The following is a 25595-nucleotide window of genomic DNA, read 5'->3' on the forward strand; positions in this document are numbered from 1 at the left end:
TCGCGCAACTCTTAGTTCCTGTTGTGGCCTAGCGACCTGGAGAGGAGGACTCCCTTCCAATAGGTTTCGCGGTCGATGACGTGCTGGTCGTCGGTTCGCATCGACCAAAACTCCAGGAGAGCGAACCGCATCGTGTCGCGGAAGTACTCCTCGCCCTTCGCTGCGAGGTGGGCCCTCAGCCCGACGTTGTCACCATGGAGCGTGAGGGCGTACTGGGACCATCGTTGCCAGATCCCTGTATCGCCATAGGCCGAGCCGACGTAGGGCTCGCCCGTTGCCTCGTCGTGGATGACGTAGACGCCCTTCATATGCTCCAAGGCGATCCGCCAGTCAGGTCGCCCCTGCTTCACTATCGCTTGGATCTCGGCTAGGGAGTGATTGATGCGGTCGTGCCCCGGGAACGGGTCACCGTCGAATGGCTCCTCAGCAATCATTGAGACAGTCATGTCGCTGAGACACGCTTCCATGTTCCGGCGACGGTTTCGACCCGCGAGTGCCAAGCGCACGTACAGCCTCTTGATAAACGGACCCATGAGGTCCTCGCGAAGAACGACGTCGTAGGAGTGTTGCCTGGGCTCAGGGCGGCGTCCCACGACTTCCCAAATCCCACCGAACAGCCAGAGTGTCGGGTCACTTCGATCCTGCGCGAGCGAGAAGATGAACTGTCGGTTGAAGTCGTCGTTGACATTGCGCCACGAATTCCAGCGTCGCCACTGATCAGGATCGTTCGCGAGGACGTCGATCGGAAATGCCTCACCGTTGTAGACCGCGCAGTGGAGCTTGCACTGGGTCGGGTCCAACTCTGGCGGTAACAGCGGTGCGAGCAAGATCGGATCCATACTGAGAGGCTAGTGCTGCCAGGCCCATGGACACGTGAGCCTGGACTCCGCTTGACGGCCAGCCCATCGACGCTAGGACCTTCGACCGCTTCTTTCCCTAGAACGAAAGCGGCACGAATCCTGGACGGTTCAGAGAGCCTGAAAGTCGCTAACAAGGCGCTTGAGTCAGCGTCCGATGAGCAACTGAGTCACCGTGAGGATTTTCAGCCCGGAAATTGCCGGGAAACGCAAGATCGCCCTCGAGTGTCCTCGAGGGCGATTCTGTTTGGGCGGTTTCGCGAAACCCGTCAGCGCGCGGATCGTTGACCACCACGAAACGTCTTTTCCTGCGTGCGCTGCAAGATTTTCCTCGCCCGTGCTGCGTGTGCGTCCTCGGGTGTCGATCATCTGTCGGAAGATTGATGTCGTGAAGATTCTCTCGATTCAGTCCGCCGTCGCCCATGGCCACGTTGGCAACTCAGCGGCGGTGTTCCCCCTCCAGCGCATCGGAGTCGAGGTGCTGCCGGTCAACACGGTGAACTTCTCCAATCACACGGGGTATGGCGCGTGGCGCGGATCCCTCATCGCGCCGGAGGATGTGCACGACGTGATCCTCGGCATCGAAGAACGCGGCGTGCTCCCCCAGATCGACGTCGTGCTCTCGGGCTACCAGGGCGGCACCGGGATCGGCGACGTCATCGTGGATGCGGTGCGGCGGGTGAAGGCGGCGAACCCCTCGGCCATCTACGCGTGTGACCCGGTGATGGGCAACGCGAAGTCCGGCTGCTTCGTGGCTCCCGAGATCCCCGTCCTGCTGCGGGATCGCGTGGTTCCCGTGGCCGACATCATCACTCCGAACCAGTTCGAGCTGGGATTCCTCACCGGCACCGAGCCGACGACGGTGGAGTCAACGCTCGACTCCGTCGACCTCGCCCGGGCGATGGGGCCGGGCACCGTTCTCGTGACAAGCGTGGAGCGCCCCGACCGCGAGCCCGGCACCATCGAGATGCTCGCGGTGGATGCCGCGGGCGCGTGGATCGTGCAGACTCCGCATCTTCCTTTCAAGGCGAACGGCTCGGGTGACGTCACCGCGGCGCTCTTCTCGGCGCACTACCGCGCGACAGGCGACGCCGCTGTGGCGCTGGAACGGACCGCGTCCAGCGTGTTCGACCTCATTGAGCTGACGCATCAATCGGGAGAGCGAGAACTGCAGCTCGTGCAAGCGCAGGACTTCTACGCTCATCCGCGGATGCAGTTCACCGCCCAGCGCGTGCGCTAGGGAATCAGATCTTTCCTTGGGTTGGGCACTAGCTCTCTGAGGGCACCATCGGCAGTTCGGGTCCGTAGTTCCACGACAGGATGGCCGGCTGCTCACGGTAGTAGCTGAGCACGGAGACCGATCCGGCGTCCAGGGTGATTTGCGCACCGAATCGAGGGGCCAACCTCAGGTACACGGCGGTCAGAATACGCAGGAAATGGCCGTGTGCGACCAGGGCGACATCTCCCTCCTCCATCGCGGGCAGCACGCGCGTGAGCACTCGCGATGCGCGGGCGGCGACCTCCTCGACTGTCTCACCAGGAGTGTCGCCACGAATCACGCCGTGGGTGAACGCGCTCCAGTTGTAGCCGAGCTCGCTGCGGATATCGCGCGTCGTGCGGCCCTCGTACCCGCCGTAGTCCCACTCAACGAGAAACGGGTCGACCTCGGCATCCAGGCCCGCGAGCTCAGCAGTGTGCCGCGCGCGCTGCAGCGGCGAGGTCAGCACGAGCGAGAAATCGTATCCGGCTACGAGCCGGCCCGCGCCGCGGGCAAGGTCCTCTCCCCGGGCCGTGAGCGGAACATCCGTGAGTCCGGTGTGTTTCCCCTGTTTCGACCACTCCGTCTCCCCGTGGCGCAAGAGAATCAGCTTCCCTGTCGGGTTGTCCGGAGCAGGATGGTTGGGCAGCGGATCGATCATGGACATACGGCAACAGTAATATCGTGCCCCGGATTCCAGCCGAGAGATGGGACTGTCCGTTTCCAAGGAGAACAAGATTGGGCCGCTGCCACACATCTCCCATGGGGATGGCTGGTTCTTGCCGCGGGTAGGTGCGTCTAGTCGGCCAATCGGTCCGATCCGAAAATCAATCACAAGGACTCGCGGCGCCAGTCATGTCGAGGCGAAGCCGGTGTCAGAACCCTTGTAGATCAGTGCAGAGACTGATGCCGGTTAGCCTCCGACATCCCACGGACCGACCGCTGATGCGTTGCTACTCGCGTTCACGGGTTCTCTCGCCCGAACGCGAGTCGCAATGACGGGTACGCTCATTGAGGCGCATTGCATTTCACGTGCCGTTCGGCGGGCAATGTCCCGTCGCGCTCAGCTCGAACGAGAAGGAAACACCGTGTCTGATCACGCAAGAGTCAAAGGCCACATCGTGACCCGCACCGTGCACATCGAGGCCTCGCGCGCGCAGGTCTGGAAGGCGCTGACTGACCCCGAGGTGATGGCCAAATGGTTCGGAGACAGTGTGGAGTTCGCCTCGCTCGAGCCTGGTGCTACTGGCAGCATTGACTGGGACGGCTACGGCAGCTTCCCGATCGAAATCACCGAAGTGGCGCCCGACGCCTCGTTCGGCTTCCGTTGGTCGGGAATCCCCGCCGAAAAGCTCGACGAGTACTCGACGCATGTACGCTTCACCATCTCTGATGCTGGCACCGGGACGGATGTCACGGTGATCGAATCGGGCTTCGACACACTCCCCGGCGGTACCCGCTACCGTCGCGAACGTCTTGACCAGAACCGAGAGGGCTGGGACGTCGAACTCGACGAGCTGGTGCTCCTACTCGAGGGTGTCACCCAGTAGTTCACGATGGGTGGATCGATCGACGAGTTGGCCCCAACCCTGCTCAGTCGATACGCAGCGAAGATACCGATGCGCCTGAAGGTCGTTGACGAGCAGGAAGTCGCTCGGCTTCACGGCGCAGAACACGACGCTGAGCTCCAATACCCACGAAACCGTCCGGAAACAAAGAATCGCTCCGGATTCTCATCCGGAGCGAGTCTGTGTGGACAGTTCTGCGAAGAGTTTCGAGAACGGCCCTTTGGTGGGCTGTTCGCAGAACCTGTCCGGGCGCGGATCGCTGGCCCCCATGAAATGCGTTTTCCTCCGCATGCCGCCAAATTTTCCTCCGCACCTACCGGGTACCGATCCATATGGGAACGACAGTTCGTTGCGCCGCGAATGCATCCATGTGGAGGCCGATGCACCCGTGGCTTTAGCACGATTGAATGGGGAACGGCTGCTCCAGCAGCCTTCTGATGGCTTTGGCCGACCGCATGCTCATTATTCGAGCCGCTCGTACCGTCGTCGGGATCACTCTGCAGGGCACGCCTGGGCGATGGACGTCACGCATCAGCGATAAGACGCTGCGACGCTCAGCCAGAATTTGTCTACCGCCGACGTACGGGCTGGTTTGTGTTCCCGTCCGGAAGCCGGGATAGCCGTGGGAACTGTCCGGAAGCAGCCTGACCAAAACGCTCGGCCCAGAAGTCGACGAACCGGTCTAGGTCCCCGATGTCGAGAGGGACAACGCCATACCCGAGTTGAAGCCCACCGAACCCGCCATGGAATCCCCCTAGCCCTTCACCGGGTGGAGCTGCGCGCGGATCGTTGTTGAAGTCAGCACCCATAGTCTGCATGAAGCCCAACTCAAACCACGAATATGAGCGCTCGGCTTCGAAGTCGACGAAATACAGCGAGTGGGAACGGGAAAGAGTGCCACGACTGTTCTCGACCCGGATCTGGCCGTACGAGATGACATCGAACGGCGATGACTCGCTGCCAGGAAAATGAGACAAGCCAGAGATGACTAGGCGAGCCTGCCCCAGCGCGAGCGTCGCGCCACCGTCGTGTGAGCGAGACACCTCGGTCGCCGGGGCGCTGTCGGAGATGAACTCGACTACCTCTTCAATCAGCGCCGCGTAGCCACCGCGGCAGCTATTCGCAAGAGCTTCCCGTCGCTCGCGTTCCGTACGGGCGGTCTCTGCGGCGGCTTGCTCCGCAGCACGAGACTGCAGGACTGCCGACTGCGCAGCCGCGAGGGCGCTGCCGCCACGTGTTGCAGCTTCCGCCCCAGCCCGTCGAAGCCGGTCGATGAGGTTCCCCGCCGCGGGGCGCGCCCCGGGCGCTTTGCTCAGAGACTCACTCACAATCCAGGACAACTTTCGGCTGCCGGGCAGGAGGTCCGGCACAGCGCTCAGGTGTAGGTCGCGTAAGACTTCATACGAGCCAGTGAATGGACGCTGACCAGCCAGCAGCTCGTACGCGATGACACCGAACGCGTAGACATCTGTCGCCGCAGTCGCGTGCTCGTAACGCCATTGCTCGGGCGCTGCATACTCGGCGGTGAAGGAGAACTTTCGTGTGTCTCCGGCGGTAGCAGCGTCAGCGTACCGCGCGATTCCGAAGTCGCACAGCGCCCAAGCTCCATTGAGATATAGGACGTTTTCCGGCTTGATATCGCGATGAACGACTACAGGCGAGATGACGTTCAGGGCCTCGGCCAGATCGGTGAGTATGGCGATCGCCTCGCCTGCATTTACGCCGGCGTTGATCTTCTGCCGAAGCGAGTAGTCCGCACGCGGCATGTACAGCACGAACGAATCGGACGTCTCCTCGACGTGCAAGATTGGGACGACGTGGGGCGAGCTGGGTGCGTCCTGCGCGATGAGCTGCTCGCGCGTCGCACCTTCCGCTTTTGGCACAACCTTGGCCGCGAGCTGATCCGCGCCTGGCCCATAAGCCGCGTATACCTCGCCAAATCCTCCGTTGCCTAGCGATTTACCGGAGTCCCATCCCCATTTAGTCACGAGACGAACATAGCGGACGATCTGCGGCACAGCCGAAAGGTACCGTGGTGGGAGGACACCACATTAGTTAGACGTCAACGCGCGCGACAGGCTGGGTGGAGCCACAGAGCTGCCTGAGGCTGCATAGGCCCTAGACAATCCATCGGTCGCGCCTTCTCAGAGTTGTGTAGGGGCGGAGCAACTGTACCCATTTGTCGCGAGCTACGAGATGTGGGCCATCGGTTGGTGCGGCTATCACCACGGCACATCCGCTGTCGCGCGACGAGAGCGCGAGCATGCTAGGTTCCGGGATTGTTGCTTGTTCGATTCTTGGTCGTGCGAGGGATTCACAACACGGAAGGTGCGGCAATGACGGAAACAAGAACAGCAGCTGTTGGCAGGTGGCTCCGGAACGAGAATGACATTTCCGACTTGCTCAACTACCTTCACGTCCTCGACAGTGAGCCTCTTTCCCGACTGCTGAAGGCACCGCAAAGCCAGTTCCGCCTAATCCGAGAACGCGAGTTCTCCCTTTCCCGTAACTTGATACGAGAGGGCCTGATCAGTGCCCTCGACGAATCGACCTCAAGACGCGGCGGTAAGCACCCTCTTTCACACAAAGGGCGATTCGATCTCTATGCCGAAGTTGGCGAACGCCCGTGGGCGGTAATCGAGGTCAAGCTTGGCGCTGAGGCTCATGGCATGCAGTTTGAGCTCTACAACGCGTGGTGCGACACGGATGATGAGGCGCTCCCACCAGTGCCCATGGAACGTCGCTTCGTCTTTGCCATTGATAACGGCGAACGCGGATCCAGCACAGGCTGGACCCGTATCGCAATCAAGGATGTCCTCGCTGGTTGGCTCGGTTCGACAAGCCCGGCAGCAGCCGCGCTGGCGGCAGACGCTTCTGACTATCTGAGTCGATTGATCCAAAACGCTCGCGGCCGCGCCGACTCAACGGGTTCCTCTGCACTCACTGATCGGTTCAGAATTCGGTTCCTATACCAGGACCTAGACAAGCATCTGACTGATCCGGCCCTTACGTATGGCTCAACCAAGTCAGGGATCGGACAAGCTAACCTCTCCATCTGGAATGCCGAGCGCAATCTGCATTTGGAAGTTCAACGATCCCGTCGGGGCGATGCAAGCGCTGCCTTCAAGCTAAACCTCTTTGCCGATGGCGACTCGACAGAAGAGGCCCTTGCCAAGGCCAACCGGTTGGAGCGCGAGCTCAGCTCCACTGCGGTCAAACTCGCAATAGGTGACGCAAGCGATGCGATCGATTGGGAGAAGTCTGGTTGCGGTCTCCGAGATGCAAATGACTTGGGTCGCAACCGGTTCTACGGTTACACACCAAAACACTCCCCGCAGTCAATGCTGGGCACGACGTTTCTGTTCCGGACGGACGTTACCTTTGAAGAGATGTCAGCGGTGATTCGCATGGCAGCGAAGTACTTGCTGACGATAACTGCGGTCGATGAGCCGCAGGACACTGGGCATCTCGCCGGGCGAACGAAAACAATGGTCTAGCGCATTGCTCTCGGCTGAGAGAGCCGCGAGACCTCCCCTGCCGCCCTGGGCGACCGTTCACTCGGGAACTTCAGATCGTAAGATGGCCTCCAGCGAGATTCTCCAGCTGTGAACCGTCCATTGGCGGATGATCGCGTGCACAAATGCACCGTAATGCTGGATAGCAACGTTTGGCGCTACCTGGTTGATGCGGAGGCAGTCGAGGACTTGCGAATGGTCTCACGGTCAGCAGAGGTAAGAATTGTTGCTTGTCCCGCCGTAGCCTTCGAGGTCCTCCGCATGCCCAATTCCGCGCTCAAACGAAAGCTTGTGAAAGCGATCACTCTTGGCGAATGGGAGCGGCCAATGCCGGAGGTGTTCCACGAGTCCGAGAGCATGCGAGCGGCAATACATGCGCACCGTCCAGAATGGCTAATCGAACACCCTGACCTCCGCCACTGGCATGAGCTTCGCGCCGACTGGCAGTCGGGGTGGTGGAGGCGCGCCAGAACTGACAGCAAAGCCGAATCGGCAAGAATCGACCAACTCGGGGGCGATGACCTTCGAAGAGCGCGAGAAGCAGCGCACTTTTTCCGAAAAGACGCTATCGACGCGAAACGAACATTCGGATCGGTCAACGTAGACGATGTCCCGGTTGTGTTTGAGGCCCCGGTGTTTGGCTGGGATGGCAAGCCTTTTGAGGCGTGGAGAGCCGACGGGATCACGACATGGTGGCGAGAATTCGTCGAGAACGACGACTCGGCTTGCTCAGACTGGTTGGGCCCTTGGGTAGATCGACGTGCCATCGCGGAGGATCGCGGCAGCTGGCATTCGTTCTGGACACGCGAGGTTTCTATGTCCGAGCTGCCATTTCATTGGTTGCGCTGGGCACTGGACTATGTGCAGCGCACACGGCGCACTACCGACGGAACCCCGGTCGATAATCAGATTGGAACGTATCTGGCTGCCTGCGACATCTTTGTTAGTGGAGATAGAGCTTTGCTGGATTGCATCGAGAAAGTCAGACATGGGTCGCCTTCCGCACTCGCGAAGAGCCAATTGGTGTCGGCCGGAAGTCAGGGCGTCGCCGAGCTCTTTAGTGCGATAAGGAATCTAGGTGCAGTTACTGAGCTCAGTTGAATGTGACCAGCCCCGGGCTTCATGCCGCCTCCCCTCGTTGGAGGGGCAGGTATCCACTCCAGCAGTACGCTTGCCGATTCTTGTGCCACTCCGCGAGTCGTGACCCCGTCTGTCGCTTGTCTTGTTCCTCCGCCGTTGTCTGGTGCCGTTTCGGGTCCGGACTGTTGGTGGCGTCGCATCCTCGGCGCTGCGAATCGCTGCGACGCTAACTGCGCTGGATCGGTGCGCTGCTTGGTTCGGTCATCCGACACGTCATGCAGACCCAACACAGAGAACTGTGGAGTAGCTCATCCCGGGATCGCAACCCCGGGGACAGCCCTTCTGTGGAAGGTGAGTCGGCGGTCGGCTAACCGTCCAAGCTCGCCTGTCGCTCGGCTTCCGTTCCGGCGGGGAGGGCACTCTGCGAATCACACGGGGTTCACCGCCTGTTGGGGTGCCGGGACAGGCTGGCCGAGCTTGGGGCGCTGTCCTTGCAGCCAGCGCGAAACGAACTCTCTCAGTGCGACATTCTGATCGAGGTCCTCGCTCAGCCCCACGACAGTTGCAGATGAGAAGTCAATCTCTACTTGGAGCACGGGGACGAAGCATTGAAGCCGGGCGTGGCCGAGTGCGTCGCCCGACACAAACCACACTGCATCGACATCACCATCTTCATACCGCCGATGCCGCCTAATGTACCGATCTGTCGCCTGAGGAGAATGGTGAATCTCCAGCGCCGTCCGTTTGTCCCCCGCCGTTGCCATGACGTCTGCACGCCACCGACCGCCGTCTCCTCGTCGGCTGCCCCGTTCTATGTGAACGATGGCGCCGGCATCACGTTCCCCGGCCGCCATCCCATGTTTGGCGAAGATGTGTTCTGCCGATTCGCCGGCGGCCGCGTACTCGCAGAACCCATCCGTTGCATAGTGTTTGAAGAATTGGGTGCCGATGCTGCTCACGCTCAGGTGCCCCCGACAGAAGCAAAAGGGCAACTGCACCGATGCCAGTTGCTGCCTCACCCGGGACTGGAGAGCACTTCAAGCCATGACAGGCAAGGTCGCGGCCTCCACAATCTCGCCGGCAACACGTGCCCGCTCCGCCATGACGGCAGGCCAACCTGGTGAGCAGGTGGGTGCACTGCCCGATTGGGGCAAGAACTGCTGAAACACTCCTAACGAGCGGGGAACACCCTTGCTCGCCGGCGCCTGCGCAGGTTCAGCGCTTCCTGGAGTGGTTCAGCCCATAGGTTGAAGAATTGTGTGTAGCGCATGGCACATGACCGCATCCGCGCGGGGTGGCAACAAGCACACGCTGCATCTCTCCAACCCTCCAACGGAACGGCAGCACTCGCTGCTTCCATCTCATTTCCTGTCCGCGCTGACCAGTAGGCTCCTGCCCATGACCCCTCACCCTTTGCTTGAGCGCCTACTCGAGGATGAGAGCTTCCGCTCCGCGGGGTCCATTGATGGCAATGTACCCGATGCGTTCGGCCTCTACGCCATCCGCCTGCACCGCGACGCGATCCTTCCCGAGCCGTTCGGAAGCGAGCTCGCTCTGCGCGCCTCACGACTCCTCTATCTGGGCGAGGCGCGGACGCAGACACTGCGAGGCCGGCTGCTCGGCAATGAGCCCCGCGCGCGCGGCCACGGCACCTTCTTCCGCAGCCTTGGGGCGGTACTCGGCTACCGGCCGCCACTCGGCTCGCTCCTTCGCAACGCGAACCAACGCAACTATCGCTTCGCCCCGGCCGACGAACAGGCGATCGTGGAATGGATCAACACGAATCTCGACGTCTCGTGGGTGACCTTGGAATCGGAGATTCACGCCAACGAAGTGGCACTGATCAGAGAACACACACCGCTTCTCAACCTCGAGGACAACCCGCGGCCGCTACTCGACCTGAAAGAGTTGCGGGCGCTGTGCTGCCGCATCGCCGGCACAAGGCATTGAGTCTGATTGGATCACCGCCGCCTGACCAGGTCACAGGGCACCCCATGCAGCTCAGTGAGCCAAAGACCACGTCCATCCGAAGGACCCTTGTTCTTGAAGGCGTCAGGCAAACCGACAGCAGTCCCGGGGCTATTCGCCGCGATGCGAACGTTCCGCGCTTGATCAAGCTACCCGAACAGAGTCTGCGTCTATCTCAAGAACCAGCTCATTCGAAGGGTGCCAGGCGTCCCGTGAAGTGCAACCAGTCGTTGTAGGAGAGCAACTTCACCTTCGCCGCCCTCTTGGCGCTGTACGCATGCTTCCACTGCTGCACTTTCGCTTGCAGGTATTCGATGTACTCGACCGCATTCATCGTCCATCGGTGATCGTAAGTGGGAGCTTCCTCCGCAAGTGAGGGAGTCAGGTCAATCCACACCACCGAGCCGGCGCCATTGCCAATAGCGTCAAACAGCGAGCCGCTCAGATGCCGCCATTCGTGTGGCGCGAGCTGCTCAGCACGTCGCATGGATGTAAAGGCACGACTCATCACCGCTTTCCACGGTTCGACCTCCCGGGTGGTCTCAAGCCGGACGAGCAGCTCTCGGAGCTCCGGAATCCAGGCCAGGAGGTCATCGGCCCCACCGCGGCGCAGGGCGCGCTGGTCCTCCTGCTCTCTTCGCCGGCTGTCGGCCCAGACGCCGACGAACCGCCCAAGAACGCTTCCCCCAAGCTTGCCCACCACGTCTGTCATGTTCTTCCCTTGCTCGACACCAACGGTGCTGTCATCAAAGCAGAGGCAACCGACAGACGTCACGGTGAACATCGCCGGCTCAGAGCGAATTCACGGCTTATGGTCTTCTGCCAACCTCACCAATGTCGCGGCAGTCGGGCGCGGGCGATCCCGGAGTCTTTCGCGACCTGATGAAGCGGGCATAGTCCTTTGGGCGACCGCGACGAAATCACGATGGAACTCAAAGGGAAAAGCCCGTGGCACGGTGGACATCCTCCCGTGAGAACCAGAATCCTCACAAGTCAGGAGTCAGGAGTCAGGAGTCAGGCAAACCGACAGTAGTTCCCGATGCCGGAGTACTCAGGTGCGTGGACGTCTGGTGATCCAGATGCGCCGCCGAACGCGGGTGCTTTCGACGAAGTCGATAGATCACTGAACGTTTAACCACCGCACCCGGTCAATTGGAACCTGCTCACCGCTGAAGGTGCAGAAACCGAATGGATCGGACTCAACCGGTGGGTGAACTGGCTGAGACGCACTTACGGACTCCCCGCATCTGTCGTACCACCGTTGTGGCCCCGGCACCCTGAACTGGTCTGGGAGCTCTCGGCGCTGCACCTGCATCGGCTGTGCGCCTACGACCCCGACCAGTACGGCTCCGCGCCTTTCGGCTGGCACCGCGACTTCGCCGATGCCCGCCAGCGCCTCCACGACTGGGTCGCGACGTCCGGAACACGCCTGGAACGCGATCGGCCGACTCGTCAAACTGCTTGGCCGGGAGAACAGCCCGTCGACGCACCCGAAGACGTCCTCATCAGCGATCGCGACGAGGACTTCGTGCGGTTCGTCGTCGACGACATCGCCAGACGGAGCGAGGCCGAGGCCGAGTTCTATGCCCGCGCCGCCCCACTCTGATTCCGCGACCTGCACAGTGCCACGGATCCGGGATAAGTGGCTCGCTTCCCGCATGTATCGTCGCTGACGTACTCGGCGATCGCGGCGCATGATCATCCTCTATGCGAGACTGCTCCTCAGGTTCGAGTATGGGAGTGCAATGAATGGTGAGCTCGTTTTCACGGTCAACGGTGCGACAGCCACCGCCGCAATCCCGATAGGCCTGGCCCAGGCCGGTCTAAAGGAACGGCAGCATCTTCAGGAGTGGGTCATCGCCCATCCAGAGGTCCTTGGCTCGTCTATCAAGATCGTGGCGTTCGAGTTCGGTAGCTGGACGGGTCACACGGGAGAGAAGGAGCGGGACCGCCTCGACGTCCTCGCGCTGGACGGCGATGGACATCTAATCGTCGTGGAGCTCAAGCGTGACAAAGCCCCCGACACCGTTGAGATGCAAGCGCTCAAGTACGCGGCGCTAGTCTCCAGATTCACTCGAGATGACCTGGACAGGGTTCATGCGCGTTATCGCACTCAGACATCCGGTCACGAGATTACCGCCAGTGACGCGGCAGCTGAACTTGACGCGTGGGCGGAGATCACCGAGGACTCCCTCCGACTGCCAAAGATCGTTCTCATGGCGACCGACTTCCCTCAGACCGTAACTGCGACAGTCGTGTTTCTACACCAGCAGTTGGGGCTCGACATCAAACTGTTGGTGTTCCAGGCGTATCAGACCGCCAACGACGTCCTCGTCACCGTCTCGCAACACTATCCGCCGCCGGGGATCGAAGAATTTGTCCTCTCCCCTGAGGTCAATGAAGCGCAGAAAGCGAAGACTGGTAAGCAGAACAAGCAACGCGAAGCTAACACCGTCGCCCGCCTGATCCGTGCCGAAGCGCTCGAACAAGGCGAGCGTTTCCGGTTCCGGACGACCACAGAACCGGATGCGGGGCTTGAGGAGTGGTTCGCAGAAGAACCCGCGCGCCGATACGCGACTTGGCAGGAAGACTCATCGCTGCCACTTGTTTGGCAGGCGGATGCTCAACCATACTCGCCGACCGGACTAGCCCGACTCATCCTGGAACAAGGCGCGAGCAAGACCGTCGTTTCGCTCCAAGGTCCCGCTTACTGGGTAAACGATACTGGCGAAAGCCTCGTCGATATCGCCAACAACTTGCCCGAGCAAGCAGAGGTGCCAGTCGAAACTCATACGGACCGGATGAGCGCAGCGCTGCTCCCGCTCTGGGAACATCTCGACGAGAGCATTCTCGCCCTCAGTCCTGAGGTGTCGCGCCAGTCACGAGTGCGTGGGCTCAAGTATTACGGGAACCGCAAACTCTGCGATATCTCCGTCCACAGTGACCACCTAAGCGTGTACATTCAGGGACTGAACTTCGGGGAGTATCCCGCCACTACTTCGAACACTATTGTCAGCGGCCGGTCAAAGTACATCCATGCACAATTGAAATCTGCGGCTGATCACGACGAGATTCTCGGCCTCCTGCAGAAAGGCCTCGCTTCACAGCAGAACTGACGGCACAGTGCCGCGCAATCCTCTTGGCGACCCGACCATGCAGCTCCGCGCGTACACTCGCTTCTTGAGCGGCACCAACCGTGCTCGCCCGAGCCTTCGGAACGCGCCTGTCGCGTGCAGAGGCGGTGACATGCTGGCAGTTACCAAGCTCGACTGACTGGCGCCTTACCTCCGGGAGGCGATGGACATCTTTAATGAGCGCCCGCGAATGACGTGAGACATCGGCGAAGACTTGAGCGGCATCTAGCGCGAGAAGAGCCCCCACGAGTGATTTCCCTCGCAATTTCGCTGCATGACTGCGCGTCAGCCCTCCGCCACCCGTACCTGCGCCGCAGCAGGTCCGAATGACTTGCTAGCCTTGCGCGGAAAGCTTGGCCATGCGCTGGTCCGCGCGCTCACTCACTGGTTCAGGATTGCCTCGTAGTCGGCGGCGGCGGCGTCGAGCTCCCACCGCTCCACGAACGAGTCGTCCGGGATGAGGTATGGGCGATCATAGTTGACGCCGTCGGAGCACTGGTAGTCGTCGTGCCAGTCGTCGTTCATGGTGGGGTCCCAGAAGCACCGCCACCCGCTCGCGGCGAAGTCTTCTGCAAGCTGCTGGTCGGCGTAGTAGTCACCCTCGGCCGCTAGAGCCTCTTCAGACTGCTCGTAGTCGTCGCGACTGTCGAGGTGCTCCTGGTAGCCAGGCTGAACGTCGGAGTACGAGGTACAAGCCGTGACGGCGAAAGCCAGAGCAGCGAAGACGACTGCGATGCGGAGGTTCATCGGAAGGTAGGGCTCCATAAATCGACGGGCGGTTGAAGCGCCCCTCTGGGAGAGCGATGGGAGCGGCTCCCGCGAGCGTATGGCCATTGGCCCGTCTCGTCCAGACCCCAAATATTGGGCAACAATGCCGAGTGGGTCGGCGACACGTTCTATCCCGGTGAACAGTCAAAGGGCGCACGAGGGCAACGGTGCCGCCTCAGCGCCGGCCAGCGCCCGCCGTCGAGTTCGTCGCGCCCCACGAACCGTTTCACCCCGCACCCGCGGTTGCATCTCACTCTCGATCCATGGTTATGCATTGGTCGCTGCTGTCGACAGCCAGACCTAGGTCACGGGATAGTGCCCCCTTTGCTACTGTCGTTCCACCATTGCTGGGGTATCGGCGCTGGCCATCAGACCTAATTCCCCAGCCTCATCTTGTGGCACGTCCTCAATGAGCTCCGCATCGACGATCTCTTCCTCTCCGGCTCGGCGCCCAAGGCGGCGACCACGGCGCGGTCTACATCGAGGGCGGCGCCTACTGCCCGGGAACCCCGGAGCCGGTGCGCAACGCGACGAAAGACTTGCTGAGCGGCGCCCTCGACAAAGTGACCTACTAGGAACGTATCAACACGCGCAAAGCGTTCAAGCTGCACCAGAAGGAGAAGCGGGACGCGAAGGGCCGCACCGTGCTCACCTGCCCGGCGCTCGGCAACAGCCCGACAGTCACCTGCCCGCTCCGCGAGATGATGATGAAGACGAAGAAGGTGGCCGACAAGAAGCGCCCGGCCGTCGACTCCGAGGACCTCCCGGACTTCGCCGACAAGATCTGCCGGCAGCACTCGGTGTCGTTCCAGTCCGCGAACAGCCGCCGCCAGAAGCAGGCCTTCGACTACGGCACCCGCGAGTGGGAGGAGTTCCACACCCACGCCCGTAACTCGATCGAGTCCCTGAACTCACAGGTCAAGGGCGGTGGCGCCGAGGACATCCAGGACCCCAGCCGGCGCCAGGTGCGCGGCTTCGGCGCCGCACAGGTCATCATCACGATGCTCCTGGTCAACTTCGACCTGGGGAAGATCGCCGCCTTCATGAGCGACCAGTACCGGGAAGACGCCAAACGGGACCTCGCCGGCAACCCCGTTGAGAAAAAGCTCCGCCGCCGCGACCGCGAGTTCTACAACCGGTACACCGACACCCTCCCGCCCGGCGTCGAACGACCGAAACACCTGAAGAAACGCGGAACCGCAACCGACGACACCGGCGGGCCACCCACCACCGAGTAGCCGCGCACCCGCGCGTTCGAATACTGACCGAGAGGGCCACACCCCAGGCGCACCGAGGACATCGGTGCGCCCGAAAGTCGTTAACGAGCGTCGATTCCCCGCCTTCAACACGTTGGGAGGCCGAATCAGAGCCCGTCATCCGCAAAAGGGCTCGGGAAACAAGAAATCGCTCCGGATTCTCATCCGGAGCGATTCTTTGTGGGCAGTTCTGCGAAGAGTTTCGAGAACGGCCCCTTTGGTCGGGCTGACAGGATTTGAACCTGCGACCCCCTGACCCCCAGTCAGGTGCGCTACCAAGCTGCGCTACAGCCCGTAGTCTCTGTGCAGCCGCCGGCTGAGAACCTCAGCTGCGTGCCGCCCGAAGACAACTTGTCAATAATAGCGCGAACTTCGGGTGCCGTTTGCCACTTCGAATCCGCCGGGCGTGTCCAGAGCCGGTTCCGGATGCCGGGGCTGCACATTCCGCGCGCCACCCTCGCGCGCGGCATCCGGCAAAGTGGCGGGTCAACGGTGAGATCGGGGCGCCGGTGGCGCCGCCGCGACCCGGCGTCCTAAGGTTTGCTCATGACTGAAATCGCCCCGGTGAGAATCGTCTCCGTCTCCGACGCGCCGTGGGACGACGTCGTGCGGGTGTTCGGGACGCGCGGCGACCCGGCCACCTGCTGGTGCCAGTTCTTCAAGCTCTCCAACGCCGACTGGAAGAACGCGGAGGGTCCCGAGTGCAAGGTCGCGCTCGAGCGGCAGGTGAGGGACGCTACTCCCCCGCCTGGCATCATCGCCTACCGCGACGACGAGCCGGTGGGCTGGTGCGCCGTGGAGCCGCGCGTGAACTACGGCCGCCTGACCCGCACCCGCGCGGCCGCAGGCAGCCCAGAGGCCCCCGACGACGAGGGGGTGTGGGCGGTGACCTGCTTCGTCGTGCGGGTCGGCCACCGCCGCCTGGGCATCGGCGGCGCGCTGCTGCGCGGCGCACTTGAGCAGGCGCGTGAGGCTGGCGCCCGCGTGGTGGAGGGCTATCCCGTCGACGTCGCCGTGCGCGGCAAGACCAGCTCGGCCGATCTCTACCACGGCACGCTCACGCAGTTTCAGGCTGCCGGCTTCGAGGAGGTGGCCCGGCCGAGTGCCGACCGACCGGTCATGCAGCTGCGTTTCACCGGTTGAGCCGACACACCGGCAGCTCATGGCTCGTTCATAGCTTCTCTCGGTACTGTCAGTCGTCCGCTTCACCTACCCCGAAATCAAGGAACTCATGTCTCGCACTCCCGCGTCCAAGTCCGCCAACCTCCCCGTGATCCTGCTCTGGATCGCCTCGCTCGCCGTCGGGGCCGTCGGCTACCTCGTCATGACGAGCTCGATCGCGGCGCAGACCGACCTCTACACGACCGGCTCGCAGGATGTGGGCGCGATGCTCACCGGCCAGTCCGGCGTCACCCTCGGTACGACGCTGATCGGCGTCGGCGTGCTGGGCCTGCTGCTGGCCCTCGCCGTGCACGCGCACAACTTCGCCCTCGCCCAGGCGCAGGCCGCCCTCACTCTCGATGACTTCGACGACTTCGGTGCCGACGACAACGAGCTCGTGCACAGCACGATCACCCCGGAGGAGTCTCCGGCCGAGGCCCACGTCGTCGAGGCGACCGAGGTCGTCACCGCGGATGCCCCGGCCCCCGTCGACGAGCCCGTGGAGGCCCCGGCCACCGACGAGAAGCCGGCCACGCCCGCCTCGTAGCATCCGCTGCCCCACGCAGCACCACTCCCGCGCTCTGGCGCCGGGCGGCCCGGCCGTCCGGCGCCAGAGCCGTTTCTGCACCCGGCGTCACACCGCCTTGTCGGGCTCAACTCCGCGCGAGTAGGGTCGAATCATGGGAATTCACTCGGGGGAACCCCGCAAACACCCCGTCGTGGTCGGCGTCTCCCCCGGCCAGCCGCCCCACGTCGTGCTGCAGGCCGCCCGCTTCGCCATCCAGTTCGAGACCGAGCTGATCTGCGCGCACGTCAATCCCGGGCGCTTCGCCACCGCGGAGTCCCCGGACGGCTCCATGCTGACGGCGCCCCTCGACCCCGACTTCGCCGATGAACGCGAGGTCGCCTTCGACGCCCGGCTGGAGACGGCCCTGTCCGAGATCCTCGCGGACAGCAACGTGACCTGGCGCACGCTGGCCATCGCCGGCGACGTCGCCACCGCCCTCGGCCACCTCGCCGACACCGTCGACGCCTCCATGCTCGTCGTCGGCACGGCCGAGCGCTCCTTCGCCGGCAGCGTGACGGAGCTGTTCAACCGCTCGATCGCGATCAACCTGGCCCGCCACCAGCTGCGCCCGGTCGTCGTCATCCCGGCCAGGGCGGCGGAAGGCACCGCGGCGGCGCACACGGCCGGCGCATGAGCCCCGGCATCCGCCCGCCACACCTGCGCTGGGCGCCCATCGCACTGGTCGCCGTCGGCGGCGCGTTCGGCGCGGCGGGCCGCGAGGGGCTCTCCCTGGCGATCCCGAACCTCGGCCAGCTGCCCATCGCGATCCCGGTCGTCAACATCATCGGCGCGTTCCTGCTCGGGTACCTCTATGAGGCGGTCACCCGCATCGACCCGGCGAAGCCCACCGGCAAGAACCTCAAGCTATTGCTCGGAACGGGCTTCTGCGGCGGTTTCACCACGTACAGCTCACTGGCCACCGACACCGCGGTGCTGTTCCGGGACGGCCTCCCCTGGCCCGCGATCCTCTACGCCCTCGGCACCGTCGTCGTCGGCGCGGTCGCCACTTGGGCGGGCATCCTGCTGGCGAGCAGCATCAACGCCCGGATGACGGCCCGCACCGGCCCGCAGCCGGCCGAGCCCGCCAGCACGCACGCCACGGAGCAGGGGGCCGGCTCGTGACCCCGCTCATCTTCCTGCTGCTGGCCGTCGCCGGCGGGGTCGGCGCCGCCGTGCGCTTCCTCGTCGACGGCCTGATCCGAGCCCGGCTGAAGACGGCGTTCCCGTGGGCGACGACGATCATCAACGCCTCCGGCTCGCTCGTGCTCGGCTTCCTCACCGGGCTCACCCTGGTGCACCTGTTGCCGAGTGATCTCAGCGTCATCATCGGCACCGGGTTCCTCGGCGGGTACACGACTTTCAGCACGGCCAGCTACGAGACGGTGCAGCTGATCAAGCAGGGCCGGCACGGTGCGGCGTTCACCAGCGGCGTCGTCATGCTCGTGCTGTGCGTTGCGCTGGCGGCGCTCGGGCTGTGGTGGGGCAGCTCGGTCTAGGAGTGCACGTGCCGGGTGCGGGGTCTCGATACGCTCGTTCCTCGCTACTCGACCAACGAAGAATGCACGTGCCCGGGGCGGGTCTCGATACGCTCGTTCCTCGCTACTCGACCAACGAGAGTGCACGTGCCGGGTGCGGGGTCTCGATACGCTCGTTCCTCGCTACTCGACCAACGGGAACTGCCTCCGACGTTAGGTGCGCTTGGCGGACGGGATGTAGTGCGCGAGGACGAGGAACACCCAGGTGGTGAGGATGTACGGCCAGGTGTAGGTCGGTCCGGGCAGCTGGTGCATCAGCAGCGTCACTATGGCGGTGATGATCGTGCCGAGCACCGCCAGCAGCCAGGAGATCCCGCTGCTCTGCAGGAACACCACGGCGAGCGCGATCGCGGTGAGCACGCCGGAGTAGCCGGCCAGCCCGTTCGCGGTCTCGGTCAGGGTCTCCCCCATCGCCAGGGCGCACAGGCTGCCGATCGCGCTGCCGAGCACGGCCGCGAGGCCCACCTTCCAGCTGGCGATGAACAGCCCGGCGAGGATCAGCGCGCCCGCCCAGATGTTGTCCACCAGCACGACCTGCGACACGTTCGTCAGCAGCGAGCGGGCGAACGCCAGCGGAACCGAGTCGATGGTGACGGATGCCGGCGAGCTCACGTGCAGTGCCTGCGTGCTGAGCAGCACCCCGGTGGCGACGATGCAGAACGGGGCCGTCGTCGACGGCAGTGCGAACACCTTCAGCGGCGTCCGGGTGAACAGCGCCACCACCAGCCAGGTGACGGGGGCGCAGAGCGCGCCGCCGACGAGGGCGATCGGGTACGCGGCGACCTGCCCACCGAGCGCGGCGAACGTCGCGGCGCCGACGAGCGCCCCGCAGAAGCCCTGAAGTCCGGCAATCACATCGGAGGCCTTCGCCCCGAGCAGCCGCCCGGCCAGGGTGGACGCGATGCAGCCGATCGCCACCAGCACCGCCATCCGCCAGTCGGCGACGGCGAATGCGGCGAGGATCAGCACGCCCGTGTAGATGTTGGACTGGAAGAAGATCTGCGACAGCCCGTGTCCGAAGCCGAGCAACCACGCCCCCGGGGAGGCGACCTTGTTCTGCGCCGTGGCGCCCGCTGTGCTCATCTCAGGACTTCCCCTCTGGTGGCCCGCTCGCCGGCGGCGAGGCGCCGGCATCCCCGGCAGTCCCCGCGGGACCCGCTCCCCCGGCACTCCCGGAGGCCATCGCCCAGCGCTCCTCCACCCTGCCGAGCTTCCAGTAGGCGGTGGAGATGAGCCAGGCGAGCACGAGCGTGCCGACGATGATGTACCCGACGTTCTCCAAGTCGATGCTCGCCACCCAGCCGGTCAGCGGGTCTTGCAGGCCGAGCCGCTCGTTGAGCAGGCCCACCAACTCGATGCCGCCGATGATGACGGCGATCATGACGGACAGCCCGGTGATGGTGAGGTTGTAGTAGACCTTGCGGATCGGGTTGATCGTCGCCCAGCCGTACGCCCGCACCATGACCGCCGAGTCGAGGGTGTCGAACAGGCTCATCCCGGCGGCGAAGATCAGCGGCAGGCAGAGGATCGCGTACCAGGGCAGGCCGGTCGCCGCACCGGTGCCGGCGAGCACGAGCAGGGCGATCTCGCTGGCGGTGTCGAAGCCGAGCCCGAACAGGAAGCCGACGAGGTACATCTTGCCCGGCCGGTCAATCGACTTCATCATGGGGCCGATGATGCGGCTGAGGAAGCCGCGGCCCTGCAGGTGCTTCTCCAGTTCGGCCTCGTCGAGCTTGCCGTCGCGGGAGGCCCGCCAGACCTTGAGGATGCCCATGAACGCGACCGCGTTGATGAGCCCGATGAGCAGCAGGAACACGCCAGAGACGGCGGTGCCGAACACGCCCAGGCCGTTGCGCACCCCGTTGCCGTCATCCGTCAGCCCGACCGCCCAACTCACGCCAATGGCCAGCAGGGCCGCCATCAGGAACACGACGGTGGAGTGTCCGAGGGAGAAGAACAGCCCGACGCCGGCCGCCGGCCGCTTCAGGTCGACGAGCTTGCGCGTCGTGTTGTCGATGGCGGCGATGTGGTCGGCGTCGAAGGCGTGCCGCACGCCGAGCACGTAGGCGACGACGGCGATGCCCACCCCGAAGACCGAGGAGCCCAGCTGCAGGTGCAGCGGCTCCACCAGGATGAAGAACAGGCCGAAGCCGACGATGTGGATGAGCGCGACGGGGATGAACGCCAGGATGACCTGCGTCCGATACGACCGCTGCCTCTTCGTTGCCGTCCCCTGCTCCACGGCCGCCTGTGCGCGCATGGCCACCTCCTCCTAACTCTTGCGAATCACCGGCGCGTTGACGCCGGTCAGAAGTTCATGAACGGCGGATGCCGCGGCCGTGTTCGCCCGGGCCACCGCCACCGTGTCGTTGCCCACCAGGCGCAGCCACACCCCCGTGTCGCCGGGTAGCGCGCTCACGCCGAACAGCAGCGTGTCGCCGAAGTCCTCGGCGAGCGCGGCGTGCAGCCGGTCGGCGAGCACGGCGACGGGCACCCGCGGCGTGAACACGTAGAGCATGGCGAGCACGTCGTGGTCGGCCAGGACGCCGAGCCCGGAGACACCGCTCGAAGGGCCGCTCGCGCCGGGGCAGAGCCGCACCCGGTCCAGGGCGACCAGCCGGCCGTCCGGGCGGCGCACCTCGAGATCAGAGGCGTACACCGCGTAGGCGTGCCGCTCCCCCCTGGCCAGGCGCCCGGCGTACACGGTCTCGCCGAGCAGCAGCGTCGCCGACTCATCGAGCACCACCGCCGTCTGCTGGTAGAAGCGCGAGTCGACGAAGGGCACCACCGGGTCGGGCAGGTATTCCAGGTAGGCGTCGGCCTCGACCTCGATGTTCGTGACGGAGGAGGCGTAGTCGTGCTCCATCCGGTACACCTTGGTGTGCGCCTGGGTGGTGACGTGGGCGGAGGTGCCCGGGCCGAAGCTCAGGTCGGTGCGCAGCCTGTCTCCCTGCAGGATGCCGCCGCCGGTGGACATCAGGTAGGTGTAGGCCATGTCGGGGCGCAGCGTGTTGTAGTAGAGCGGGCGCATGATCTGCAGCGGCGACTTCTGGTAGTGCCGCACCAGCTCGGTCCTGCCGCCGTTCTGGGCGAAGGCGAGCTGCAGGACACCGACCTTGCCCGGGCTGCCGACGGGCAGGCTCGGCGGCGTACCCGCATAGTGGAGTACCTCGGCCGGCACGCGGGCCGGCTCGTAAAAGTCGGGCTCGAGGCGGTAGCCGCCCGGCCCGGGCGCCTTCACCGGCAGCGGGCTGACCGGCGCCAGGGTGGCGGGCGCAGTCATGCGCGCGCCGTCGCCGGCATCCGGCGGCTTCGCCAGCGCCGCTCTCGTGCCGCTCATCCGACGAGTTCGGATCGGGCACCGTTCCACTGCGTCATGATCTCCCGATGCAGCTCCTCCACGCCCTCGCCGGTGAGCGAGTTCGTCAGCACGACCGGCTTGCCGTCGCGCACCCGGTTCGCGTCGCTGTGCATCACGTCGAGGTCGGTGCGCACGTACTGGGCGATGTCGATCTTGTTGATGACCAGGATGTCGCTCTCTGTGATGCCGGGCCCGCGCTTGCGCGGCATCTTCTCGCCCTCCGCGGTGTCCAGCACGAACACGAACACGTCGGCGAGCGCCGGCGAGAAGGTGAGCGTCAGGTTGTCGCCGCCCGACTCGTAGATGAGCGTGTCGATGTCGGGGAAGCGCTCGAGCATCTCCGCCCCGACGGCGAGGTTCATGGTGGGGTCGTCCCGCACGGCCGTGTGCGGGCAGGCGCCGGTCTCCACGCCCACCACCCGCTCCGGGTCGAGCACCCCGGCGAGCTCGCGCCGCACGTGTTGGGCGTCCTCCTGCGTGTAGATGTCGTTGGTGATCACGCCGGGCGTGCGCCCGGCCGCGATCAGCAGCGGCACCAGCGCCTCGGTCAGCGCCGTCTTGCCGGATCCCACCGGCCCGCCGATGCCGATCCTCAGTACGTTCTCGCTCATGGTTGTCCCTTTCCCCTCGTTGTGCACAGGTCTGCTCAGCTGGCGAACAGCCGCGCCTCCGCGCGCTCGTGTTGTGCCGACATGATGTCGGCGACGGGTGCGCACCCGCCGATGTCTGCGATATCGCGCCGGGCGGCATCCGCCGCCACCTGCTCGATCACCGTGCCGATCTCGTACAGCACCGCCTGCGCGTGCCGGTGGTCGGTCAAGCGCAGCCGGAGGGCGGCGCCGACGAAGCTCACCGAGAAGGCGAACAGGTCCGATGCGACGGCGGCCTCGGTGTCCACACCACAGGCGGCGTAGACCACGGCCGTCGCGACCGGCTGGCAGCCAGGTGTCGTGCGCGCCTTCACCCGTCGGGCGTACTCGGCGACACCCGCAGCGTCGGTATCGCCTGGCCCGCCGAGCACCTCCGCGGCCAGGTCGGCCAGCTGGTGGCCGCTGCGCACCGAGGCGGTGCGCATCTCGGCGTTCAGCTTCGAGGCGAACAGGCGGTGGTCGATCTGCTCGACCTCCTCCCAGTCGGATGCCGCGGCGGCCCGGTGCGCCCCGGCGAGCGCTGTCGCGTCGCCGGGCCCCACCGAGTGCACCAGCAGGTCGGCCAGCAAGCCATACACGCCGTCCCGGCCGACGAGCCGGGCCTGGCTGAATCCCTCCAGACCGTGCGACATCGTGTAGAAGCCGCTCGGGAAGGCCGAGTCTGAGAATTGCAGACTCGCCAACAGCTGGCGCGCATCCGACACTGCCATCACTGCCTCAGGCCAGGAAGAACAGCTGGGTGAGCGGCAGCGACTCGGCCGGTTCGATGGTGGCGAGCGTGCCGTCGTAGGTGACCTTGTAGGTTTCCGGGTCGACCTCGATCTTCGGCATCGCGTCGTTGCGCACCATGTTCGCCTTGCCGAGCTCCCTCGTGCGCCGCACCGGCAGCACCTGGCTCTCCAGGCCCAGCTTCTCCGGTACCCCCTTGTCGATGGCCGCCTTCGACATGAAGGTGATGCGCGTGCTGCGCTGGGCCTTGCCGTAGGCGCCGAACATCGGCCGGTAGTAGACCGGCTGCGGGGTGGGCAGCGAGGCGTTGGGGTCTCCCATCACCGACCAGTTGATCAGTCCGCCCTTCACGATCAGCTTCGGCTTGACGGCGAAGGAGTCCACCGGCCAGAGCACGATGTCGGCCATCTTGCCGGTCTCCAGCGACCCGATGTAGTCCGAAACGCCCTGGGCGATCGCGGGATTGATCGTGATCTTCGCCAGGTAGCGCAGCACCCGGAAGTTGTCGTGCTCCGGCGGATCCTCCGGCAGCTTGCCGCGCTTGTCCTTGTTGTGGTGGGCCACCTGGAAGGTGCGCAGGAACGACTCCCCCACGCGTCCCATCGCCTGCGAGTCCGAGGACACGATCGAGAGCACGCCGAGGTCGTGCAGCACCGTCTCGGCCGCGATCGTCTCCGCGCGCACCCGGGAGTCGGCGAAGGAGACGTCCTCCGGAATGTCGTGGGACAGGTGGTGGCAGACCATCACCATGTCGAGCAGCTCGTCCACCGAGTTCACCGTGTACGGCAGGGTCGGGTTCGTCGAGGCTGGGAGCACGTTGGGGTGGCCGGCCACACGCAGGATGTCCGGGGCGTGCCCGCCGCCGGCCCCCTCCGAGTGGTAGGTGTGGATGGTGCGCCCGTTGATGGCGTCGAGGGTGTTCTCCACGAAGCCGGCCTCGTTGAGGCTGTCGGTGTGCACCGTGATCTGCACGTCGTACCGATCGGCCACGTCGAGCGCCATGCTGAGCGCGGCCGGCGTCGCGCCGTAGTCCTCGTGCACCTTGAGGCCGGCGGCGCCCGCCTCGATCTGCTCGATCAGCGCCTCCGGCCGCGAGCCGTTGCCCTTGCCGCAGAACCCCGTGTTCACGGAGAGCCCCTCCGCCGATTCGAGCAGGCGGTGCATGTTCCAGACGCCGGGCGTCGTGGTGACGCCGTTGGTGCCGTCTGTCGGCCCGGTACCGCCGCCGAACAACGTCGTGATGCCGTTGGAGAGCGACGCCTCCGCCTGCTGGGGCGAGATGAAGTGCACGTGGGAGTCGATGCCGCCAGCGGTGGCGATGAGGTGCTCGCCGGCCAGCAGCTCGGTGCCGGGCCCGACGACGAGGTGGGGGTCGACGCCGCTCTGCGTGTGGGGGTTGCCCGCCTTGCCGATACCCGCGATCTTGCCGTCGCGGATGCCGATGTCGCCCTTGATGACGCCGAGGATCGGGTCGAGGATGATCGCGTTCGTGATGACCAGGTCGAGCACGCCCTGGGCGTCTGTGGCCTGCGGGTCGGCGGCCATGCCGTCGCGCCCCGTCTTTCCGCCGCCGTAGACGACCTCGTCGCCGTAGTGGCCCTCCGCGTAGTCCTTCTCGATCTGGATCACCAGGTTCGTGTCGGCCAGCTGCACCCGGTCTCCGACGGTCGGGCCGAAGAGGTCCGTGTACTGCTTGCGCGAGATGATCGCCATTACTTCGTCCCCTTTTTCGTCGTGCCCTGCTTCGCCGTGCCCTTGGCCGCACCGCTCTTGGCGGCGCTGGGACGGGTGGTTGGTTTGCCGTTCTTGTAGCCGAGCTCGTTCATCCGCGCGATGGCCTGGATCTTCGTGTCCTCCGAGTCCAACCCGCCGTTGACGAGGTTGTTGAAGCCGATGATGTGGCGCGTGCCCGCATACGCGGTGAGGGTCACCTCCTTGGTGTCGCCGGGCTCGAAACGGACGCCCGTCCCTGCCGGGATGTCCAGGTGGGTGCCGTACGCCTTCTCGCGCTCGAACAACAGCGCCTTGTTCACCTCGAAGAAGTGGAAGTGGGATCCGACCTGCACCGCGCGATCGCCGGTATTGCTCACCGTGAGTCTGACGCTGTCTCGGCCGGCGTTGATCTCGATCTCATCGCTCATGTGGTCGTACTTCGGGCTGCCTAGCATGGTGTTCTTCCTTCCGCAG

At 64.5% G+C, this 25595-nt stretch carries 26 protein-coding genes and 1 tRNA gene; 13 read left to right on the forward strand and 14 right to left on the reverse strand.

Annotated elements, in window-relative coordinates; all coding sequences use genetic code 11:
- Window positions 1–11: 11 nt before the first annotated feature.
- Window positions 12–839: a GIY-YIG nuclease family protein gene (locus GY24_RS07040; RefSeq protein ID WP_104475000.1), complete on the reverse strand. Its 828-nt coding sequence runs from the start codon at window positions 837–839 to the stop codon at window positions 12–14.
- A gap of 406 nt (window positions 840–1245) precedes the next feature.
- Here GY24_RS07040 and pdxY point away from each other — a divergent pair, with 406 nt between their 5' ends.
- The gene (gene pdxY, locus GY24_RS07045) at window positions 1246–2097 is read left to right on the forward strand and encodes a pyridoxal kinase PdxY (protein WP_104475001.1); all 852 of its coding nucleotides are present in this window, start codon (window positions 1246–1248) and stop codon (window positions 2095–2097) included.
- 28 nt (window positions 2098–2125) lie between these two features.
- Here the strand turns inward: pdxY and GY24_RS07050 are convergent, their stop codons facing one another.
- Complete coding sequence (locus GY24_RS07050; protein ID WP_233279244.1) at window positions 2126–2782, reverse strand: histidine phosphatase family protein; 657 nt, start codon at window positions 2780–2782, stop codon at window positions 2126–2128.
- A 421-nt stretch (window positions 2783–3203) separates the two neighbouring features.
- Here GY24_RS07050 and GY24_RS07055 point away from each other — a divergent pair, with 421 nt between their 5' ends.
- Window positions 3204–3665 (forward strand): SRPBCC domain-containing protein, encoded by a 462-nt coding sequence (locus tag GY24_RS07055; RefSeq protein WP_161498698.1) that lies wholly within the window; start codon window positions 3204–3206, stop codon window positions 3663–3665.
- A 587-nt stretch (window positions 3666–4252) separates the two neighbouring features.
- Here the strand turns inward: GY24_RS07055 and GY24_RS07060 are convergent.
- On the reverse strand, window positions 4253–5701 hold the full coding sequence (locus tag GY24_RS07060; RefSeq protein WP_104475003.1) for a serine/threonine-protein kinase: 1449 nt from the start codon (window positions 5699–5701) through the stop codon (window positions 4253–4255).
- Between the two features lie 381 nt (window positions 5702–6082).
- On the opposite strand from GY24_RS07060, the gene GY24_RS17470 reads away from it, so the two are divergent.
- Complete coding sequence (locus tag GY24_RS17470; RefSeq protein WP_133161136.1) at window positions 6083–7180, forward strand: hypothetical protein; 1098 nt, start codon at window positions 6083–6085, stop codon at window positions 7178–7180.
- A 108-nt stretch (window positions 7181–7288) separates the two neighbouring features.
- The gene (locus GY24_RS17475) at window positions 7289–8299 is read left to right on the forward strand and encodes a hypothetical protein (RefSeq protein WP_133161137.1); all 1011 of its coding nucleotides are present in this window, start codon (window positions 7289–7291) and stop codon (window positions 8297–8299) included.
- Between the two features lie 407 nt (window positions 8300–8706).
- Here the strand turns inward: GY24_RS17475 and GY24_RS17480 are convergent, their stop codons facing one another.
- A complete protein-coding gene (locus GY24_RS17480) occupies window positions 8707–9237 on the reverse strand; it encodes a competence protein CoiA family protein (protein ID WP_133161138.1) in 531 nt (176 codons plus the stop codon).
- 316 nt (window positions 9238–9553) lie between these two features.
- Here GY24_RS17480 and GY24_RS07065 point away from each other — a divergent pair, with 316 nt between their 5' ends.
- Window positions 9554–10228 (forward strand): GIY-YIG nuclease family protein, encoded by a 675-nt coding sequence (locus tag GY24_RS07065; RefSeq protein ID WP_133161139.1) that lies wholly within the window; start codon window positions 9554–9556, stop codon window positions 10226–10228.
- Window positions 10229–10433: 205 nt separating this feature from the next.
- Here GY24_RS07065 and GY24_RS07070 read toward each other — a convergent pair whose 3' ends face one another.
- The gene (locus tag GY24_RS07070; protein ID WP_104475005.1) at window positions 10434–11030 is read right to left on the reverse strand and encodes a hypothetical protein; all 597 of its coding nucleotides are present in this window, start codon (window positions 11028–11030) and stop codon (window positions 10434–10436) included.
- A gap of 375 nt (window positions 11031–11405) precedes the next feature.
- Here GY24_RS07070 and GY24_RS07075 point away from each other — a divergent pair, with 375 nt between their 5' ends.
- Window positions 11406–11852 carry a hypothetical protein gene (locus tag GY24_RS07075; RefSeq protein WP_324778227.1) on the forward strand — a complete coding sequence of 149 codons (447 nt, stop codon included), beginning with the start codon at window positions 11406–11408 and terminating at the stop codon, window positions 11850–11852.
- An 88-nt stretch (window positions 11853–11940) separates the two neighbouring features.
- The gene (locus GY24_RS07080) at window positions 11941–13362 is read left to right on the forward strand and encodes a hypothetical protein (protein WP_104475006.1); all 1422 of its coding nucleotides are present in this window, start codon (window positions 11941–11943) and stop codon (window positions 13360–13362) included.
- A gap of 399 nt (window positions 13363–13761) precedes the next feature.
- Here GY24_RS07080 and GY24_RS07090 read toward each other — a convergent pair whose 3' ends face one another.
- Window positions 13762–14214 carry a hypothetical protein gene (locus tag GY24_RS07090; RefSeq protein WP_161498699.1) on the reverse strand — a complete coding sequence of 151 codons (453 nt, stop codon included), beginning with the start codon at window positions 14212–14214 and terminating at the stop codon, window positions 13762–13764.
- 578 nt (window positions 14215–14792) lie between these two features.
- Here GY24_RS07090 and GY24_RS07095 point away from each other — a divergent pair.
- The gene (locus GY24_RS07095; protein ID WP_104475008.1) at window positions 14793–15386 is read left to right on the forward strand and encodes a hypothetical protein; all 594 of its coding nucleotides are present in this window, start codon (window positions 14793–14795) and stop codon (window positions 15384–15386) included.
- Between the two features lie 236 nt (window positions 15387–15622).
- Here GY24_RS07095 and GY24_RS07100 read toward each other — a convergent pair.
- A tRNA-Pro gene (locus tag GY24_RS07100) sits at window positions 15623–15699 on the reverse strand.
- Window positions 15700–15950: 251 nt separating this feature from the next.
- Here GY24_RS07100 and GY24_RS07105 point away from each other — a divergent pair.
- The 5 genes from GY24_RS07105 to crcB all read left to right on the forward strand — a co-directional run bounded on the left by GY24_RS07105 (window position 15951) and on the right by crcB (window position 18629).
- On the forward strand, window positions 15951–16547 hold the full coding sequence (locus tag GY24_RS07105) for a GNAT family N-acetyltransferase (RefSeq protein WP_104475009.1): 597 nt from the start codon (window positions 15951–15953) through the stop codon (window positions 16545–16547).
- An 88-nt stretch (window positions 16548–16635) separates the two neighbouring features.
- Window positions 16636–17112 carry a hypothetical protein gene (locus GY24_RS07110; RefSeq protein ID WP_104475010.1) on the forward strand — a complete coding sequence of 159 codons (477 nt, stop codon included), beginning with the start codon at window positions 16636–16638 and terminating at the stop codon, window positions 17110–17112.
- A gap of 133 nt (window positions 17113–17245) precedes the next feature.
- On the forward strand, window positions 17246–17767 hold the full coding sequence (locus tag GY24_RS07115; protein ID WP_104475011.1) for a universal stress protein: 522 nt from the start codon (window positions 17246–17248) through the stop codon (window positions 17765–17767).
- Window positions 17764–18255: a fluoride efflux transporter FluC gene (locus tag GY24_RS07120; RefSeq protein WP_104475012.1), complete on the forward strand. Its 492-nt coding sequence runs from the start codon at window positions 17764–17766 to the stop codon at window positions 18253–18255. The genes GY24_RS07115 and GY24_RS07120 overlap by 4 nt, the downstream gene beginning before the upstream one ends.
- Window positions 18252–18629 (forward strand): fluoride efflux transporter CrcB, encoded by a 378-nt coding sequence (gene crcB, locus GY24_RS07125; RefSeq protein WP_104475013.1) that lies wholly within the window; start codon window positions 18252–18254, stop codon window positions 18627–18629. Before GY24_RS07120 ends, crcB begins: the two co-directional genes overlap by 4 nt.
- Window positions 18630–18821: 192 nt before the next feature.
- Here the strand turns inward: crcB and GY24_RS07130 are convergent, their stop codons facing one another.
- Genes GY24_RS07130 through GY24_RS07160 form a run of 7 tightly spaced genes read right to left on the reverse strand, consistent with a single transcriptional unit; the run spans window position 18822 to window position 25576 of the window.
- Window positions 18822–19751, reverse strand: a complete 930-nt coding sequence (locus GY24_RS07130) for an urea transporter (RefSeq protein WP_161498700.1) — start codon at window positions 19749–19751, stop codon at window positions 18822–18824.
- 1 nt (window position 19752) lies between these two features.
- Window positions 19753–20928: a Nickel transporter NicT gene (gene nicT, locus GY24_RS07135; RefSeq protein ID WP_104475015.1), complete on the reverse strand. Its 1176-nt coding sequence runs from the start codon at window positions 20926–20928 to the stop codon at window positions 19753–19755.
- A 12-nt stretch (window positions 20929–20940) separates the two neighbouring features.
- Window positions 20941–22008 (reverse strand): urease accessory protein UreD, encoded by a 1068-nt coding sequence (locus GY24_RS07140; protein WP_202972924.1) that lies wholly within the window; start codon window positions 22006–22008, stop codon window positions 20941–20943.
- A complete protein-coding gene (gene ureG, locus GY24_RS07145) occupies window positions 22005–22640 on the reverse strand; it encodes an urease accessory protein UreG (RefSeq protein ID WP_083364420.1) in 636 nt (211 codons plus the stop codon). Before ureG ends, GY24_RS07140 begins: the two co-directional genes overlap by 4 nt.
- 35 nt (window positions 22641–22675) lie before the next feature.
- The gene (locus tag GY24_RS07150) at window positions 22676–23389 is read right to left on the reverse strand and encodes an urease accessory protein UreF (protein WP_193953524.1); all 714 of its coding nucleotides are present in this window, start codon (window positions 23387–23389) and stop codon (window positions 22676–22678) included.
- 7 nt (window positions 23390–23396) lie between these two features.
- On the reverse strand, window positions 23397–25121 hold the full coding sequence (ureC, locus tag GY24_RS07155) for an urease subunit alpha (RefSeq protein WP_104475016.1): 1725 nt from the start codon (window positions 25119–25121) through the stop codon (window positions 23397–23399).
- Window positions 25121–25576 (reverse strand): urease subunit beta, encoded by a 456-nt coding sequence (locus tag GY24_RS07160; protein WP_104475017.1) that lies wholly within the window; start codon window positions 25574–25576, stop codon window positions 25121–25123. The genes ureC and GY24_RS07160 overlap by 1 nt, the downstream gene beginning before the upstream one ends.
- Window positions 25577–25595 lie beyond the last annotated feature (19 nt).

It is taken from the genome of Microterricola pindariensis, assembly GCF_002936985.1.
Taxonomy (GTDB): Bacteria; Actinomycetota; Actinomycetes; order Actinomycetales; family Microbacteriaceae; genus Microterricola; species Microterricola pindariensis.